This window comes from Rhizobium sp. NZLR8, from assembly GCF_019685025.1.
Lineage (GTDB): Bacteria > Pseudomonadota > Alphaproteobacteria > Rhizobiales > Rhizobiaceae > Rhizobium.
In genome coordinates this window covers 86941-103114 of record NZ_JABDVY010000014.1, presented here as the reverse complement: position 1 = coordinate 103114, position 16174 = coordinate 86941, and the positions used below count along the sequence as shown (strand labels likewise).

Below are 16174 nucleotides of genomic sequence, written 5' to 3'. Positions count from 1 at the left end.
TTCGGGGATTACTCCTCGGCGTTACATCGGGCGTGAGGCTAGCCAGTCGTGAAACGCTGCAACCTGGTATCGACGCAACGCCTTTGGCGAGGCGACGATGTAATACGCCCACTTCACCGACCAGCGGATATCCGGCAACAGATGGACCAGCCTGCCGCTGTCGAGTTCCTGCGCCACGAGCGCCTTGCGCACGAGGGCGACGCTCCTCGCCGCGACTGCGGCCTGGATCACCGCCGCTGCGCGCCGGCGGCGGGCATCCGCTTCCCGGAAGCCGCAATGGGTGTCTGGCCTGTGGAAGGACCACCTCATCCTGGCAGAGAGCGAGACAAGCCCCTCCGAACCTGGTTACCTTGCCGGCGCAGTTACCGCTGCGGGTCGAGCAGTCGCCGACATTCTGTCGAAGATGGATTCCAGATGAACATCATACATCAAGCCTCGGCCGACCCGGCAGCCGCGAAGCGCAACTCCTGGGTCCTTACCATTGCGCAGGCCTTCGGTGGCGCCAATGCCCCGATCATCGTCTCGCTCGGCGGTCTGGTCGGACAGCATTTGTCAGCGGATCCCGATCTCGTCACCCTTCCCGTCAGCCTTCTCAGCCTTGGGCTGGCACTCGGGACGCTCCCTGCCGCCTGGGTAATGCGTCGCTTCGGACGCAAGCCCGGCTATCTGCTGGGCTCGGCGATCGGCATGATCTCCGGTCTGATCGCTGCACTGGGGATCGTGCTCTCCAGCTTCCTGGTCTTCTGTCTTGGCACCTGTCTTGCAGGTTTCTACTCCTCCTATGTTCAGAGCTACCGGTTCGCCGCGACCGACAACGCCACCGGGTCGCAGAGCCATAAAGCGATCGCCCGGGTCATGGTCGGCGGCCTGGTCTCCGCGATCATCGGGCCGCAGCTCGTCATCTGGACGCGCGACGCCCTTCCGGGAACACCCTTTGCCGGGAGCTTCCTCAGCCAGGCCGCCCTTGCCGCCTTGGCGTTTCCGGTGCTGCTCTTTCTTCGCACATCGACGCCGCGGGCGGCTCATGCACCGGAAAGCGCCCCGGAACGGCCGCTTGTCCAGATTTTGACCTCGCCGCGCTATCTCCTCGCCATCGCAACCGGTGTCGTTTCGTATGGCTTGATGACCTTCGTGATGACCGCGTCACCGATCGCGATGGTCGGGCATGGTCACTCGATCGACCAGGCGGCACTGGGGATCCAATGGCACATTCTCGCCATGTATGCCCCGAGTTTCGTTACCGGCCGCCTGATGGTGCGCTTCGGCAAGGAACGGATCGCAGCCGTCGGTCTCCTCCTCATCGGCTGCTCGGCGGCCGTCGCGCTCTCCGGCTTCGACATCGCCCACTTCTGGCTCTCGCTGGTTCTGCTCGGGATCGGCTGGAACTTCGGCTTCATCGGCGCAACCGCCATGGTGGCCGACTGCCATACGCCGGCGGAACGCAGCAAGGTGCAGGGTGCAAACGACTTCCTTGTCTTTGGTACAGTCGCCTGCGCGTCCTTCTCGGCCGGATCGCTTCTCCACAGTTCCGGCTGGGAGACGATCAACTGGATCGTGCTTCCGGCCGCCGCCCTGGTGCTGGTTCCCCTGGTCTGGCGGGCGGCACGGCCCATCGCGATATAGGCCGGCGATCCTCAAGCCGTACGGCGACCGTGGCGCCTGAAGTCGATGTGCGGCGGGTCACGCCAGGGCGTTTTCCTTCTGCTGCTCTCGCAGTTAGCCTCACCTGCCCCCAAATTTCCGATTTATTATATAACCTGTTATATAACCTGTACTGCAAATGGAGAGGCGGCATGGTCGAGGATGTGGTCCGAACGCTCGGCTTTATGTGCATGGGCAGCCGGTTGCGGCGTATTGGAGAGAGGCTGCAGGCCGATACGCAGCAGGTCATCGACGAGGCCGGTCTCGGCATCCAGGCGGGTCAGTATCCCTTTCTTGCGGCAATCGACAGGGCCGGACCGCTGACGATCGGCGAGCTTGCCCAGGCAGTAGGAATTACCCAGCCCGGTGCAACGCGCACCATCGGCCAGCTTCTCGAACTCGGCTTTGTCGATATGCAGCCGGCCGCGGACGATCAGCGCCGCAAACTGGTCTCGCTGACCAGCAAGGGACAGCACCTCGTCGATCATTCGAAAAAGGTGATCTGGCCGCGCATCGCGGCCGCCGTTGCGGATCTTTGCGGCGATCTCGAAGGGCCTATTCTCCAACAGCTCGCAGCCATCGAGGACGGGCTTGCGGCGGTGCCGCTTGCGCGCCGCAAGCCGGGCAAGGAGGAAGAAGCATGACCCATATCCTCGACCGGCCGATCTGGACCGCGCTTAAGACGGCGCATGCCGGCCTTGCGGAGGGGAACGAAAACGCGCGGCGATACCCACCATCGATCGTCTCCTTCGCCGCCTCCGCTGACGATAGGCCCGAAAGCCTCGACGCCCTCGAGAATCTGCCTTCGCAGGAGGAGAGCATGATCCTCGTCGAAGCCGGGCCGATCGCCATTCCAGCGGGCCTTGCCATCGCCACGGAGGCACCGTTGGTCCAGATGATTGCCGAGCAGCCGCATGCGAAAATTTCGGATTCCCGCATCGAGATGCTGACGGAGGCCGACGCCGCCGACATGCTGGCTTTGGCGACACTGACCAAACCCGGGCCATTCACTCTGCGCGCCCAGTGCCTGGGGAGCTTCTGGGGCATCAGAAGCGACGGACGGCTGGTGGCGATGGCTGGGCAGCGGATGCGGCAGACCGGTTTCATCGAGCTCAGCGGGCTCTGCACCCATCCCGATTTCCAGGGGCGCAGTCTCGGCACCCTGCTCTTCCGCTTCGTTGCCGGCGAAATCGCATCCAACGGCGATACCGCCTATCTGCATGCCTATGCGGCAAACACATCCGCCATTTCCCTCTATCTCGCGCTCGGCTTTACGCTTCGCGCGGAGATGAATATGCGCGTGGTCAAACGCCGCTCATGAGCGAGTGCACGACGCACCTCTTTTCCGCACGGCTGCGCGGGACGATGTCTCGCGCCGGGCTCCGGTCCCATCCGAGACGAGATGCGCCGGCGGGGCTTCGAAGCGCCTATCGGACCGCAGCCGGCAGCACTTCGAATTTCCAGAATTTTTCCGGGCTGAAATAGGTCTTGGCAAATTCGCGGATATCGCCGGCGGTGACCTTGTCGTAGCCGCTGAGATTGTCGCGTATCCGATCTAAACGACGCGCATCCGTCTGAGCGCCGCGCAGATATTCGATCCAATATTCGTTGCTCTGCCGCTGATGCTTCAGTGTCTCGATAATGGGTTCCCGTGCACGCGCGAACTCGTCCGGAGAGACATCATGCGCCCGCAGGTCGTTGGCGATCTCGTCGACAAGAGCATAGAAGCGCGCAATCTTTGCCGGGGCCGTCTCGACATAGAAAAATGCGTAGCCATAGCCGGGGACTTCCCTTGACAGATTAGCGTCGCCCTCCACGGCGTAGCTTGCGCCTTCTGTAATACGAAACCGGTCGATCAGCCTGTTTTGGAAAATCTGGGTGGCAATATTGGCGGTGAAGGACCGCGGCAGATCGGAGAGCAAATCGCCGATCGGAGCCCCTACGGCGGCGGCGGCGTTGTCTGCCCTGCCGCTATGGGTCAGCAAAACGGGTTTCTCGTTCGCCGCCGGAAACCGCACGTCGCCCCGAGCATTGCTCGGCCCCGCCTCCGGGCGCGGCGGCAAAGCGCCGAAGGTTTCAGCTGTCAGCCGGATTGCGTCGTCCACCGTAACGTCGCCGACGATGGTGATATCGATCGGGCCGCTGGAAACCATAGGCCGGAACACCGCCTCGAAATCGCCTGGCTTGGCGGCGGACAACTCAGCGCGATCGGGGAAGGTCCAGCGCGGATCGCCGGAATGCACGAGACCTGCGAAATCACGGCTGACGACGCCGCCGGGGGTCGCCTGATACTGATCGAGGCCGCTCAAATAGGCCTGCTGCACACGCTTGAACGCCTCGGGGCGGTACGCGGGATCAGAGGTATATGCCGTCATCAGCTGCAATTGCGTCACAAGATCTTCAGTCCGTGTACGACCGTCGAACTGGAAGGAGCTGTCGCCGACCGAGAAGTCGATGCCGACGATGTTGGCCGTCAGCGCTTTCTGTACATCCTGGTAATCCATGGCCCTCACGCCGGACAGCGCGACGGCCGGGGATGCCCAGATCGGGGCGGGACGGTCGTGCGGTAGATCCAGTCGGCCGCGGCCGATATCTTCGCGCACCAGCACTTCGTTGGCGCGCAGCTTGGTCGGCTTGACGGTAAGCCGTACGCCATTGGAAAAGCGCACCATGGTCAAGCCGAGATCATCGACGGCGCGGCGTTCGACCACAGCCCCGGGTTCGCCGAAATGGGTGTAGGGCCAGGCGACGTCAGCGACACTGGCTGGCGCCGAGACGGCAATAGCCTTTGAAGCGTCATAGGCTTGGCGTACCGCATCGGCGCCGGCCTGCGGTGATTGGGCTGTCTGCAGCACGACCTGCGGACCGTTGCCTGTGAAAGCAAGTTGCAGGGCCTGATTGACCTCGGCCGCCGTGACGCCGTTCGTCATCGTTTCGAACAGTGAGAGATCCTGGGCAGGCGACGTGAAGACCTGATTATCATCGACGCTGCTGGCCAGTGTGGAAGCAATGTCGGTGGTCGTGCGCGTCTCGGCTCCGGCCACGGCAGCCTGGAGGGCCGAGCGATATTCGAGGATTTCGCGATCGATCTCAGCCTGCGCAACGCCGAACTCTTCGATGCGACGCTGTTCCTGGTCAATGGCCGTGAGGGCTGCCTGCCATTTGTCCGGCTCGGAATTTGCCGAGATCAGCACGACATGCGCGGAATCGAGGAGATCCTGGGAGCCGACGCCCGCGCTGATGAAAGGGGCATCCGCCTTGCTGGCGATGGTGCTCACCCGACGTTTGAGCACCATCAGGCCGAGATCTTCGACAAGCTCGGTGCGGCGCTTGGCGAAGGTGTCCGCCGTGGCGTCGTAAGGACGCGTCCAGGCGATCTGTACGCTAGTCATGCCGCCGGGAACGACGAGGACGCCGGTGCTTTCGCCTTTCGTCTCCAGTGTGCCGAGATCCGGTTTAGCAGGCGTCGGACCCACGCCCTTCCAGTCGCCGAAGCGCTGCCGGATTTCGATTTCCATGGCGGCGGGGTCGATATCGCCCACCACCATCAGCGTTGCCCGATCCGGCCGGTAGTTGGCCCGGTAATAATCGCGAACGAGGTCCACCGGCGCATTGCTGATAATGTCGGCTTTGCCGATCGGCGCGCGCATGGTCGCGCGCTGGCCAGCGAGCAACGAATTCATGATTCCGAGCCCGGCGCGATACTGCGGCGTATCGCGCAGCCGTTCCTCCGACAGGATGACGCCGCGCTCGCGATCAAAGGCGCCGGCATCGAGGGTCAGCTCGCTTGCCGTCTCTCGCATCAGCATCAGGCCCGTCGAAACCGTGTCGGCATCGACCTCGGGAAGATCGAGCGCATAGACAGTCTCATCATAAGAGGTATGGGCGTTGGTGTCCGGTCCAAAGGCCAAGCCCTTGCGCTGCAGGATACGGATGATCTCCCCTTCGGCGACATGCGTCGAACCCTTGAAAGCCATGTGCTCCAGAACATGCGCAAGGCCCTGCTGGTTGTCGTTTTCCTCAAGCGAGCCGGCGCCAATGCGAAAGCGGATTGCGGCCTGTCCGGGCGGTGTGGCATTGCGCATGATCGCAAACCGCATACCGTTGGCGAGCGTGCCGAAATGGACGTCGGAATCGGCCTGGAGATCGCTTTGCGTCTGTGGCCAGGACGCGGACAGGGTGTCCGCATAGGCCGGCGAGGCGAAGTTTGCGACAAGGGAGACGGTCGCGAGAAACCGCCAGGCGGCGGCGCATTCCATTTTGTGAGACATTCTTGTCCAGGAGATAAGCATTAAGAGATGGGAAGCGTTGATCTGACTATTCCACAGGTTGCATTTCGCTTCAACTTCCATGTGTGTGATTGGATAAGAAGTGAAAACTCGAATTAGCCGCCTGTGTCAGACCAATGTCATCGAAGTCTCCTAAGGGATTGCGCCTTATCTGTCACCAGGAGGCGTTTTCGATGGCGACATTGGAGCAGGTCGCGTTCAGGGCGGGATGCTCGCTGGCGACGGCAAGCCGGGTACTCAACCGCAACGGACCGGCCAGCGACCTGATGGTGCGCAAGGTGCGCCGCGCCGCGGCGGAACTCGGCTACCGCCCGGCCGGCCTGTCCGTCGGGCGGATTGGGCGCAGGCCGGTGGTCGGCGTGCTGATTCCGAGCATCACCAATCCGGTCTTTGCCTCGTCGCTGTCGAGCATCCAGAACCGCATGCTGGTTGCCGGCCATGGCGTGTTGATCGCCCAGTCGAATTACGACCCGGCGCGCGAGGCCGATGCCGTCGCAGCACTGCTGAACGACCGGCCGACCGGGCTGATCCTCACCGTCTGCGATCCGTCGACCAGCGAGGCGCTGCTTGCCAGGCTGCCGCCGACCGTGCTGCTCAACAACCTGCCGACGGCGCAGTTTCCGGCGGCCGTCACCGCCGACAATCGCGGCGCGGGCCGCGAGATCGCGACCTTCCTGATCGGCATGGGCCATCGCCGCATTCTGTTTCTCTCCGGCAATTTCGCCGCCTCCGACCGCGCGCGCCTTCGCTACCAGGGTTATCTCGACGCCATGGCCGAGAATGGGCTGACACCGCGCGATGCCATGCAGATCCCCTTCGTCGGCGGCTATGACCAGCTCGATCTCGGTGTCGCGATGGCCTCGCCTTCTCCGACGGCGATCATCGCCTCCAACGACCTTCTGGCGCTCGGCGTCATCGGCGCGCTGAAGCGTGAGGGGCTCTCGGTGCCCGGGGATGTTTCGGTCGCCGGCTTCGACGGCATCGCCATCGGCCGGCTGATCGATCCGCCGCTGACGACGATTGAAATGCCGGATGCCAGCATGGGAGCAACGGCCGCCTCGCTGCTTCTCGACATGGCGGAGAATGCCGCCCCTGCCCGCCATCTCGATATCGCCTATACCCTTCGCCGCGGCGGCACGGTGCGCGCCATCTGAAGCGTGCGAAACACGAAGGCCGCCAAGCGCTCGGCGTGGCGGCCTGCTTTATTGCTTCTAAGGAACCAATCAGCTGCGCGGCAGCATGCCTTCGACATCGGCGGCTGCGTCGTCAAGCGCTGCCTTCGGCTCGGCCGACTGGTCGACGATGCGCGAGAGGTTGTCGACGATCGTCTGCGTGACCTTGACGCCGTTCGAACCGGGGAAGGCATACCAGGGGATCATCACCGGCATCTGGCTGAGGCCTGCCTGGAACAGCGGGTTCTGCTTGTAGAAGTCGCCGAGGTATTCGGGCGACTTGGCGGCAAGCTCGTTGTTCGGAACGTAACCGGTGCCGGGCACGACGACGGAGGCGCCATAAGGGCCGGCGGCGAATTTGGCGAATTTCCAGGCGGCATCCTGCTTGGCAGCATCATGCGTCAAGATGACAACGGCGTTGCCGCCCGTCGGCAGATGGCCGTTCACCGGGTCGATCAGCGGAATCTTGGCCGTGCGCAGATCGAACTTGCTGCCGACATTCTTGATCGTGTTGCGCAGAGCGCCGGTCGTCTGGAATTCGAAACCGACCTTGCCGGCTGCGAAAGCCTGCTCGCCGGCGGGTTTGGTGAAAACGGGCATGCCGCCTTCGGTGACCAGGCGATGCAGGACCTCGACGGCCTTCTGACCTTCGGCACCGTTGAAGGCAACCTTGCCTTCGTCGTCGCTCAGCATCCTGCCGCCGGCGCCGAAGAGCAGCGCCGAAAACATCCAGTCGTCACCCTGCCAGCGGAAATCGATGCCGTCGACGCCATTGCCGAGCGCCTTGATCTTGCCGCCAAGGGCGATGACCTCATCCCAGGTCTTCGGCGGATTTTCGGGATCGCCGCCAGCCGCCTTCACGAGATCGGCGTTGTAATACATGATCGGATTGGAGGTCGCGAAAGCAAGGCCCACTTGCTTGCCCTTGACCTGGGCGAGCTTGAGGATCGTGTCGGAAAAGCCCTGCTCGGCCATGTTGCCGTCCTTCCGGACGAGCGGGCCGAGGTCGACGGCGACGTCGCGTTCGTCGAGCATGCGCAGGCGGTTCAGGCCGATGAAGGTAATGTCGGGCATTTCGCTGGTGCCGACCTGGCGAAGGATCGTCTGGATGCCTTCTTCATAGGTTGCCGAGGGGCTGGCGAACTGGATCTTGATATCGGTGTTCTCAGCCATGAACTTCTTCGAGATCGTGTCCATCACGTCCTTGAAGAAACCCGGCATCGGGTAATGGACCGTCAGCGTCGTCTCGGCCTGCGCGGGAAGCGCGATTGCCATCGAGACGGCCGCTGCGGCGAGCAGCTGGGTGATATGTTTCATCGCTCGTTCTCCTTACGTTGAAACCGGTCAGCCTTTGAGACCGGTCATGGTGATGCCCTCGACGAACCGCTTCTGCGCGAGCAGGAAGGCGACAACGAGGGGAAGGGTAATGATGAGGGTCGCCGCCATCAGCGCGCCGTAGTCGTCGCCGGCCTCGGCGGCGCGGAAATACATCAGGCCGAGCGGCGGCGTGGCATAGTCCTGCTTGCTGATGACGATCAGCGGCCAGTAAAGGTCGTTCCAATGGGCGACGACCGAGAAGATGGCAAAGGCGGTGACCGCCGGCCAGGCATTCGGCACGATGACGCGGGCGACGATGCCGACCTCCGACATGCCGTCGAGACGGGCGGCATGGATGAGATCGTCCGGCATGGCGCGAAAGAACTGCAGGAACATGAAGATCGCGAAGACCGAAATGGTGAAGGGCGCGACCAGAGCGGCATAGCTGTTGAGCAGCGAGGCACGGTCGAAGGCGACATAGAGCGGCAGCGCGGTCGCATGGATCGGCACGAGAAGGCCGAGCATGACCAGCACCATCATGGCGCGGGCGGCGCCGAAGCGAAGTTTGGCCATGGCGTAGGCGCAGGGGATCGCCACCAGCACCTGAAAGAAGAAGATCAGCCCGCAGACGACGACGCCGTTCCACAGGAGCCGCCCCATCGGCACCCGGCTCAAAGCCTTGGCGAAATTCTCGACATAGGCGAGATGCGCCGGGATCAGCGACAGCGATGAGGTGAAGATATCGCTCTGCGTCTTGCCGGCCGCGGAGATCATGAAGATGTAAGGCGACAGGAAGATGATCGCCCCTAGGGAAAGCAGGCTCAGGCGGATGATCCTGCCTAGGGAAAAAGCGCTGGTCATCATGTGTAATGTACCCGGCGATCGAGAAGGCGGTACTGCAGGAACATCAGCACCACCAGGATCAGCAGAAACACCACCGTCATCGCCGAGGCATAACCGACGCGCAGATAGACGAAGCCCTCCTGGTAGATCGTGAAGAGCAGCACTTCAGACGTCTTGTTCGGACCGCCCTCGGTCAGCGTCTTCACCGTCTCGAAGACCTTGACCGCATTGGTGATGCTGATGGTGATGACGAAGAGCGTCGTCGGACCGAGCATCGGCCAGGTGACCAGCAGGAAGCGGTCGAGCGAAGATTTGGCGCCGTCCACTTCGGCGGCCGCGTAAAGCTCGCGCGGGATCGCCGTCAGCCCGGCCAGGAACAGCACCATGTTGAAGCCAGCCGATTGCCAGACGCCGATGATCGAGAGGCTGTAAAGTACCGTGCCGGAGCTGCCCAGCCAGTTCGGGCCGGGAAGCCCGACAAGCGCCAGCAGCGCGTTCAGTGGGCCGATCGTCGGATGGAACATATATTGCCAGACGGTCGCCATGGCGACGATCAGCGAGGCGACGGGCAGGAAATAGGCAGTGCGGAAAAAGCTGCGGGCCGCGGTTTCGCTCTCGATCAGCATGGCGATGCCGAGACCGAGAAAGATCGAGGCCGGTGCGACAATCGCCGTATAGACCGTCGTATTCCATAGCGATTTGCGAAACGTCCGGTCGGTGATCAGATGGGCATAATTCTCGAAGCCGACGAAACGGAACTTGCCGTAGCCGAGTTCGAAATCGGTAAAGCCGAGCATGATGACTGAAGCAACCGGCAAAAGCACGAAGAGAAAAAGCAGGATCATTGCCGGCAGCACCAGCATCCAGGCGATGCGGGCCTCGCTACGCCGATGCGCAACAGCAGAATCGTGCGGAGCGGCCATGGAAACAACGCTAGCCATGCGCCCTCTCCCGCGGGGCATCGCCCATCGCGAGCCCGGCATCGGCGTTGCCGAGCCCGGCATCACCTGTTGCAACGCTGCCGGCCAGCCGGCTGCCGTCCTCGGCAAAGATCAGCGTGCGGCCCGGCGACAATCGAAGCCCCACCGCATCGCCTGCCGTAAGGCCCGAGGCTTCGGATGGTTGAACCTTGGCAACGACAGTCTCGCCGACCGCATCAAGCCGGCAATGGAGTATGACCTCGGAGCCCAGGAACTCGACGCGTTCGACATGGGCGGCAAGGCCGTCATGCCGGTTCTTCGACAGAAAGACGAATTCGGGACGAATGGCGAGCGTGACCGGCACCTTCCTGTCTGGTGCATTTTCAAGTGTCAGGCGCAAGCCGCCGAAAGCAATGGTGCCGCCTTCGGCCGCAGCCGGAAGCAGATTGATGCGCGGCTGGCCGATGAAGCGGGCGACCTCGATATGGGCGGGATCGTCGTAGATGACCTCAGGGCTGGCGATCTGCAGCAATTTGCCGCCCATCATCACGGCGACGCGGTCTGCCATCGACAGCGCTTCTGCCTGGTCATGGGTGACATAGAGGGTCGGCACGCCGGCGCGCCGATGCAGGTCGACGATCTCGCCGCGGGCATGGACGCGCAGGTTGGCGTCGAGGTTGGACAGCGGCTCGTCCATCAGGAAGATGCTTGGCTGGCGCACCATGGCGCGAGCGAGCGCCACGCGCTGACGCTGGCCGCCCGACATCTGGCCGGGCTTGCGATCGAGCAGATGGTCGATCTTCAGCGATGTCGCCATCTCCCTGACGTCGCGGGCGATCGCCGCGCGGGTAGCGCGCTGACCTGGAATCAGCGATCCCACGAAAGGCAGCCGCTCTACTCTCGACAACCGGCGCATTGCCAGCGGCACCGCAATGTTTTGCGAGGCCGTCAGGTGCGGATAGAGCGCGTAGGACTGAAAGACCATGGCGATGTTGCGGTCGGCGGCCGCCACACCGGACATGTCCCGTCCGCGGATCAGGATCTCACCGCGGTCGGCATGGTCCAGGCCGGCAAGAATGCGCAAGAGCGTGCTCTTGCCGCAGCCGGAGGGGCCGACCAGCGCGATGAATTCGCCGGCCTCGACGTCGAGGCTGACGCCATCGAGGATCTGGTTGTCGCCGAAAGCCTTGGTGATGCCGCGAATCGAGAGCGCGCTCATTCGACGGGTTCCCGCTCTCTGACCGCCTGCGGATAGACCTCGTGCACGACCTCGTCGAGTACATAAGCGGTCATGCCGGGAACGGCGACGATAGTGCTTTCGACATCGGCATCGAATTCGTGGACGACGGCGCCGATCAGACGCTCGCCCGGCATCTCCCGCTCCATCTTGTCGATGATGAAGGCGGCCGACGGACCCCAGGTCAGTTGGGTATTGTCGAAGCGGCCCTGCCAGGCCCAGTGAAGGTGGCCGCTGGCAAACAGGGCCACGTCATGGGCTGAGATCATATCGTAGAGCCGCCGGCGCTGAGCGGGGTGAACGCTCCAATATCCGGTATCGCCTTCGTCAGGCGCATCGACGAACAGCGGCTTGTGGGCGAAAAGCGCCACACGCCGCCCCGCGCTGTCGGAAAGCGCCTGGTCGAGCCATTCGAACTGGGCTTCCTCCTCGTCATCCTCATGACCGAGAAGCAGCGAATTCAATCCGATGAAACGCCAGCCGGCCGCATCCTCCAGCCAGCGGTCGGGACCGGCAAGGCTGCGCCAGCGCGACAGCCGCTCGGCATCGACCGCCTGGTCGGATCCCTTGAGGTGGCCGACATCGTGATTGCCGGGGACGATCAGCATTGGGATCGACACCTGGCGCATCAGATCCATCGAGAAGGTGATGTCCTCGTCCTTGTCGGCACCGTCGACCGTGAGATCGCCGGTATGAACGATCAAGTCGGCGCCGGTCGCTTCGATCCAGGTCAGAAGCGGCGCCCAGTTGCCGTTGAAATGCGGCTTATTGGGACTGAAATGGGTGTCGGTGATCTGAATGATTTTCATCGGCGCGTCTCCGAGACCTGGGAAGCGCGTGGTGCGTGCTTCCTTCTCGTGCCCTCTCTAGAAGGCTCGCATGTCAATCAGACACCGCCGGTTTTCAGCTGTTTCTCAGTTTTGACATCCATCTGTCATGCAAGAAGAAGGCTGCCCCCTGGAGCGGGCAGCCTTCGCCTGCATTTGGAACTGGAAACGCATGAGTTCAGTGCCGTCGCGCGTTGGCAGGAATGGACGACACCGTGGCCGAGACAGGGTCGCTTGCCGGAAAGCTATCCTCAAGACCTTCATTGAGTTCTTCCTCCAGCACCTTACTGTCATGGGTCGAACGTGCGCTCGGCTGGCCGATCAGGCCCCTGCTGCCTTCGTCGAAATTTCCGTTGCTCAAGGCATCGTAACGGTTGATGCTGCCATCCGCTTCCCCGGCAGCAAAGCTGGTCAGCTGGACCATCATCACCTTGGCGTGGTCGACGGCTGTGGAGTCGTCGAGCTCGCCATGAGAGTTGTCGATCTTGACGGAGATCGATTCTCTCCTTCGCCCAAGAATTCGACGGTGAAGACGTCACCGGCCTGTGTCACTCGTGTATCGATCAACTGCATGGAAACCTCCCGTGTTCATCGATATCAACGGCAATCACGGTCGGTGAGTTCCACGCCACTTCGAGACAAGGCAGCGACCGATCCTCGCACAGCATCCGCGCTGGAACAAAGAATGGCGGATGCGCGTTCATTGACGTCCAAAAGGTCCGCGTCCATGTCGAAGTCAACACTGTCGCCGCAAGAAAAACATTCGTTCTCCAACATTCCCGCAGACCAGAAGCTCGCCTTGATATCGCGATATTCGCAGGCGTTGCGCAAGCTCGCCAGATCGGCCGAAGCGGTCGGACGGGGTGATATGCTGCCGATGCTGTTTCAGGTGGCCGATGGGCTGGACAAAATGGCACCCGAGATTGCCGAGACCGAGGCGGGGCTCGAGGTGATGGCGCGCACGGCGCGGCTGATCCGGACGGGCGAGGACATGCTGCTGCCGAGGTCCTCGTCATCAGTCGCCCATTGAACGTCATCCAGCGAGAACGACCTGACTAAAGGCAGCACCGACCCCGGCCCTTATGGTTAATTTATTAATAATTCAGAGTTTATAAAGGGAACGAAGCGGCCTTTCCGAGTGTTGGTGGTGCGCCGTAGAGGAACCTCGATGATCCTGAAAATCCTTGCCCCCAAAATCGACACCGATTGCCATGACACCGGCACTTATGCCGATGGCATCTTTGCTGAAAACCGGATCGATCTGTCCGCTCGCCACAACGGCCGCCGCCGGTCGCAGCATGAGCGCGACTATGGTGCCGGCAGAAAACTGGACAACCTGCCGGTCGGGTTTGCCTGAGGGCCGCCCGCCATTACCTTCTGCCTTGGAAAAGCGTGACGCGTTACAGCCTGCGAAACACCAGGACACCTGACGCAGGCAGCACGGCATCGAGCGTTCCCGCCGTGGCTCTGATCTTTCTGCCGCCGTTGCCGACATTCCAGCCGCCATATGTCTGGGCATCGGTGTTGAAGACCTCTTCCCAGAGGTCATCTCCTAAACGCTCGCTGCGCAGCCGATAGCCACGTTCGAAGGGAGCGTCGTTCAGCGATCCCACCACGAGGAAATCCTGGCCGTCGTTCCATCGATGAAATGCGATCACCCGATCCTCGTCATGGACATAGGGAACGGCGATGTTGCGAGAACGAATGGCATCTTGGTGGATGCTGAGCGCGATCAGATCGCGATAACAGCTGATCATCCCCGCCCCGTTGCCCGAAGCCTCGCCGAGGATATTCTCGCGGTTCTCCAGGAAATCACTGTAACGATAGGGCTTCTGGGCGCCGATTTCCTCGCCCATGAAAAACATCGGCGTGCCGGCCGATAGCAGCGTCATCGCCGCCGCGAACCTGGATCTCGCCTCCGCCCAAGCCCTGGTCTCGCCGACGATCGGTGCGAAATTGACCGCGATGACTGCGGTTCTTGCCGACCCCTCGCGATTGCCGCAATCGTCGTGCGATTGGTTGTAGACCACCTTGGATCGCGCGCTCGCCTGCAAGGCGCCGGCAAGGGACGACATGGTCAGCGCCCGCTTGTCGCCAAAACCGGCATTCTTCAAAAGCTGCGCCTGAGCGCCGCCGTGATATTCGACGAGGTTGTGATGAAAATCGCCGTACCAGGTCGCGTCGAAGCCGAGCCCGTCGCCGGTCAGGCTCGGCTCCGTCATCGCCGACCAGTCCGAATAATCCTCGGCCGTCAGGAAAACCTCGGGCTTGATCAGCCGCATCGTGCGGCTCCACTGCTTCAGGAATTTCGCGCCTGACGCAGCGGCCCGATCGGCGCGCCGGCCGTCGGCATGCAGCACCGGATATTGATGGATCGAACTGGTCTGATCGAGCCGGAAACCATCGATATGGCAGACGGAGACGAGAAATGCCGCGCTGGAGATGAAAAGCTGGCGCACGGCCTCCTCATCGAAGGCAGGCGCCCATCCCGTCGAGATGTTGTCGATATAGCCGCCCGTCGGATCGGCGTAATCGCCGGGGCGTCCCTCGTACCAATAGTAGATATTGCGGGTGGGGTCGTTGGAATCATAGGCCCATTGCGCCCGCTCGCCATCCGGATCGAAGTGGTTGTAACAAACGTCCAGAATGACGGCGATGCCCTGCTGGTGGCAGGCCTTGACGAATAACTTCAGCCGGTCGGTGCCGCCGGTCCCCTGATCGGCGGCAAAGAAATGCGACGTGCCGTAACCCCAGTTGGCCCGCGTCTCGAATTCGGCGATCGGCAGCAGTTCCACGGCGTTGACGCCGAGCGCGGAAAGATGCGCGACGAAGGCGATCGCATCATCCAGCGTTCCCGGCGCTGGCTTGCCGAAACCGAGCGCGCCGACATGCAATTCATAGATCACCAGATCCTCGAGCCGCTCAGGAAGTTTGCGGCCGGCCACGAATTCGTCAGCCCAGAACGCCTCGGCGGCAAGCTCCTGCCCGGACGGCAGCGTCACCCACTTCGGGTCGCAGACGACCGAGCAGCTCTGCGGTCCGTCCAAACCAGCCGGCGATCCGTGATAGGCCGCGCCATCCGGATCGAAATCTCCCGCACCGATCTGCATCAGCGACCAGATGTCGGTCCGGTAGGCGAGCGATCCATCATCCTTGGTGACGCGATACATATACGGCGTGCCGACCATGCCGTCGAAATCGGTAAGGCGGCCATCGTCGCCGGTTTCAACCGACCAGATCCCCTCGCCGGTCCTTCGCATGCCGATGGTCCCGAGCGCTCCGGTGCCGTCGTCGGCGACGTAGCCGATGGCGGGATCAGCGAGGACAAGCGAGACCTCCCGAGCGTTCGGCGCCCAGACCGAGAAGCGAATGCCGGCGACACCGTCACGCCTCTCAACCCGGTTCGCCCCCAGACGGCCGATCCATGTCAGGTGATAGGTCTGCGGCGCCATCTCCTGGTGGAGATCGAAGGAACGTTCGCGACCCGACGAGGCCTCGTCGTCCAACTCGGCGGTGATTGCCCATAGATCCGGCATGCCCGGCCGATCGAGCTCGATGCCCCATCGAAAATTCGTGCCGATCTCGGCATCGGGAAAGGAAATCCTGGCGACAAAGACATCATATCCATCCTCGTCACGCGAGTCCTGCATAGGAACCGATGTCCAATCATTCGCGGGGCGGCCATGCTCGTCCCAACTGCCGCGGAGACGGACATTGTCAAACGCCATCGACGGCAGGCCGCTGCAAAACCGGAATTGCACATTGACGGTCATCGGATCCTCCAGAGGTATCGGATTTCGCCGGACTCCGCTTATGCGGCTGTCTCACTTGAGCAGTGATCGGCAGGCTGAATGCAAAATGCAAGCACCGATTCGGCATTCAAGGCGATCCAGCACGAGCCACATTCAGGACAATATATCATGGTTAA

14 protein-coding genes and 1 pseudogene are annotated in these 16174 nt (G+C 62.3%); 6 read left to right on the top strand and 9 right to left on the bottom strand.

Annotated features, from left to right (window positions below; translation table 11 throughout):
- Window positions 1-21 precede the first annotated feature (21 nt).
- Entirely contained in the window at window positions 22-309 is a 288-nt protein-coding gene (locus tag HJB89_RS25860; protein ID WP_246762663.1) for a hypothetical protein, read from the bottom strand.
- A 105-nt stretch (window positions 310-414) separates the two neighbouring features.
- On the opposite strand from HJB89_RS25860, the gene HJB89_RS25855 reads away from it, so the two are divergent.
- The 3 genes from HJB89_RS25855 to HJB89_RS25845 all read left to right on the top strand — a co-directional run bounded on the left by HJB89_RS25855 (window position 415) and on the right by HJB89_RS25845 (window position 2962).
- The gene (locus tag HJB89_RS25855; RefSeq protein ID WP_207580491.1) at window positions 415-1623 is read left to right on the top strand and encodes an MFS transporter; all 1209 of its coding nucleotides are present in this window, start codon (window positions 415-417) and stop codon (window positions 1621-1623) included.
- Window positions 1624-1793: 170 nt separating this feature from the next.
- Window positions 1794-2285, top strand: a complete 492-nt coding sequence (locus tag HJB89_RS25850; RefSeq protein ID WP_221150733.1) for a MarR family winged helix-turn-helix transcriptional regulator — start codon at window positions 1794-1796, stop codon at window positions 2283-2285.
- The gene (locus tag HJB89_RS25845; protein ID WP_221150732.1) at window positions 2282-2962 is read left to right on the top strand and encodes a GNAT family N-acetyltransferase; all 681 of its coding nucleotides are present in this window, start codon (window positions 2282-2284) and stop codon (window positions 2960-2962) included. The genes HJB89_RS25850 and HJB89_RS25845 overlap by 4 nt, the downstream gene beginning before the upstream one ends.
- A 106-nt stretch (window positions 2963-3068) precedes the next feature.
- Here the strand turns inward: HJB89_RS25845 and HJB89_RS25840 are convergent, their stop codons facing one another.
- Complete coding sequence (locus tag HJB89_RS25840; protein ID WP_207580488.1) at window positions 3069-5912, bottom strand: pitrilysin family protein; 2844 nt, start codon at window positions 5910-5912, stop codon at window positions 3069-3071.
- A 191-nt stretch (window positions 5913-6103) separates the two neighbouring features.
- On the opposite strand from HJB89_RS25840, the gene HJB89_RS25835 reads away from it, so the two are divergent.
- Complete coding sequence (locus HJB89_RS25835) at window positions 6104-7084, top strand: substrate-binding domain-containing protein (protein WP_221115986.1); 981 nt, start codon at window positions 6104-6106, stop codon at window positions 7082-7084.
- A gap of 69 nt (window positions 7085-7153) precedes the next feature.
- On the opposite strand, the gene HJB89_RS25830 is transcribed toward HJB89_RS25835, so the two are convergent.
- The 6 genes and pseudogenes from HJB89_RS25830 to HJB89_RS25805 form a co-directional block, all read right to left on the bottom strand.
- Entirely contained in the window at window positions 7154-8419 is a 1266-nt protein-coding gene (locus tag HJB89_RS25830) for an ABC transporter substrate-binding protein (RefSeq protein ID WP_221150731.1), read from the bottom strand.
- A 27-nt stretch (window positions 8420-8446) separates the two neighbouring features.
- Window positions 8447-9283 carry a carbohydrate ABC transporter permease gene (locus HJB89_RS25825; protein WP_221115984.1) on the bottom strand — a complete coding sequence of 279 codons (837 nt, stop codon included), beginning with the start codon at window positions 9281-9283 and terminating at the stop codon, window positions 8447-8449.
- Window positions 9280-10203, bottom strand: coding sequence for a carbohydrate ABC transporter permease (locus tag HJB89_RS25820; RefSeq protein ID WP_221115983.1), 924 nt, complete (start codon window positions 10201-10203; stop codon window positions 9280-9282). Before HJB89_RS25820 ends, HJB89_RS25825 begins: the two co-directional genes overlap by 4 nt.
- Window positions 10196-11401, bottom strand: a complete 1206-nt coding sequence (locus HJB89_RS25815; protein WP_221115982.1) for an ABC transporter ATP-binding protein — start codon at window positions 11399-11401, stop codon at window positions 10196-10198. Before HJB89_RS25815 ends, HJB89_RS25820 begins: the two co-directional genes overlap by 8 nt.
- A complete protein-coding gene (locus HJB89_RS25810) occupies window positions 11398-12228 on the bottom strand; it encodes a metallophosphoesterase (RefSeq protein ID WP_207580486.1) in 831 nt (276 codons plus the stop codon). The genes HJB89_RS25815 and HJB89_RS25810 overlap by 4 nt, the downstream gene beginning before the upstream one ends.
- Window positions 12229-12424: 196 nt before the next feature.
- Window positions 12425-12819: pseudogene (locus HJB89_RS25805) on the bottom strand (hypothetical protein).
- A gap of 154 nt (window positions 12820-12973) precedes the next feature.
- On the opposite strand from HJB89_RS25805, the gene HJB89_RS25800 reads away from it, so the two are divergent.
- Both HJB89_RS25800 and HJB89_RS25795 read left to right on the top strand, forming a co-directional pair.
- Window positions 12974-13276 (top strand): hypothetical protein, encoded by a 303-nt coding sequence (locus HJB89_RS25800; RefSeq protein ID WP_207584312.1) that lies wholly within the window; start codon window positions 12974-12976, stop codon window positions 13274-13276.
- A 138-nt stretch (window positions 13277-13414) separates the two neighbouring features.
- Complete coding sequence (locus HJB89_RS25795) at window positions 13415-13603, top strand: hypothetical protein (RefSeq protein ID WP_221115979.1); 189 nt, start codon at window positions 13415-13417, stop codon at window positions 13601-13603.
- A 43-nt stretch (window positions 13604-13646) separates the two neighbouring features.
- Here HJB89_RS25795 and HJB89_RS25790 read toward each other — a convergent pair whose 3' ends face one another.
- Window positions 13647-16019, bottom strand: a complete 2373-nt coding sequence (locus tag HJB89_RS25790) for an alpha-amylase family glycosyl hydrolase (protein WP_221150730.1) — start codon at window positions 16017-16019, stop codon at window positions 13647-13649.
- Window positions 16020-16174: the final 155 nt, after the last annotated feature.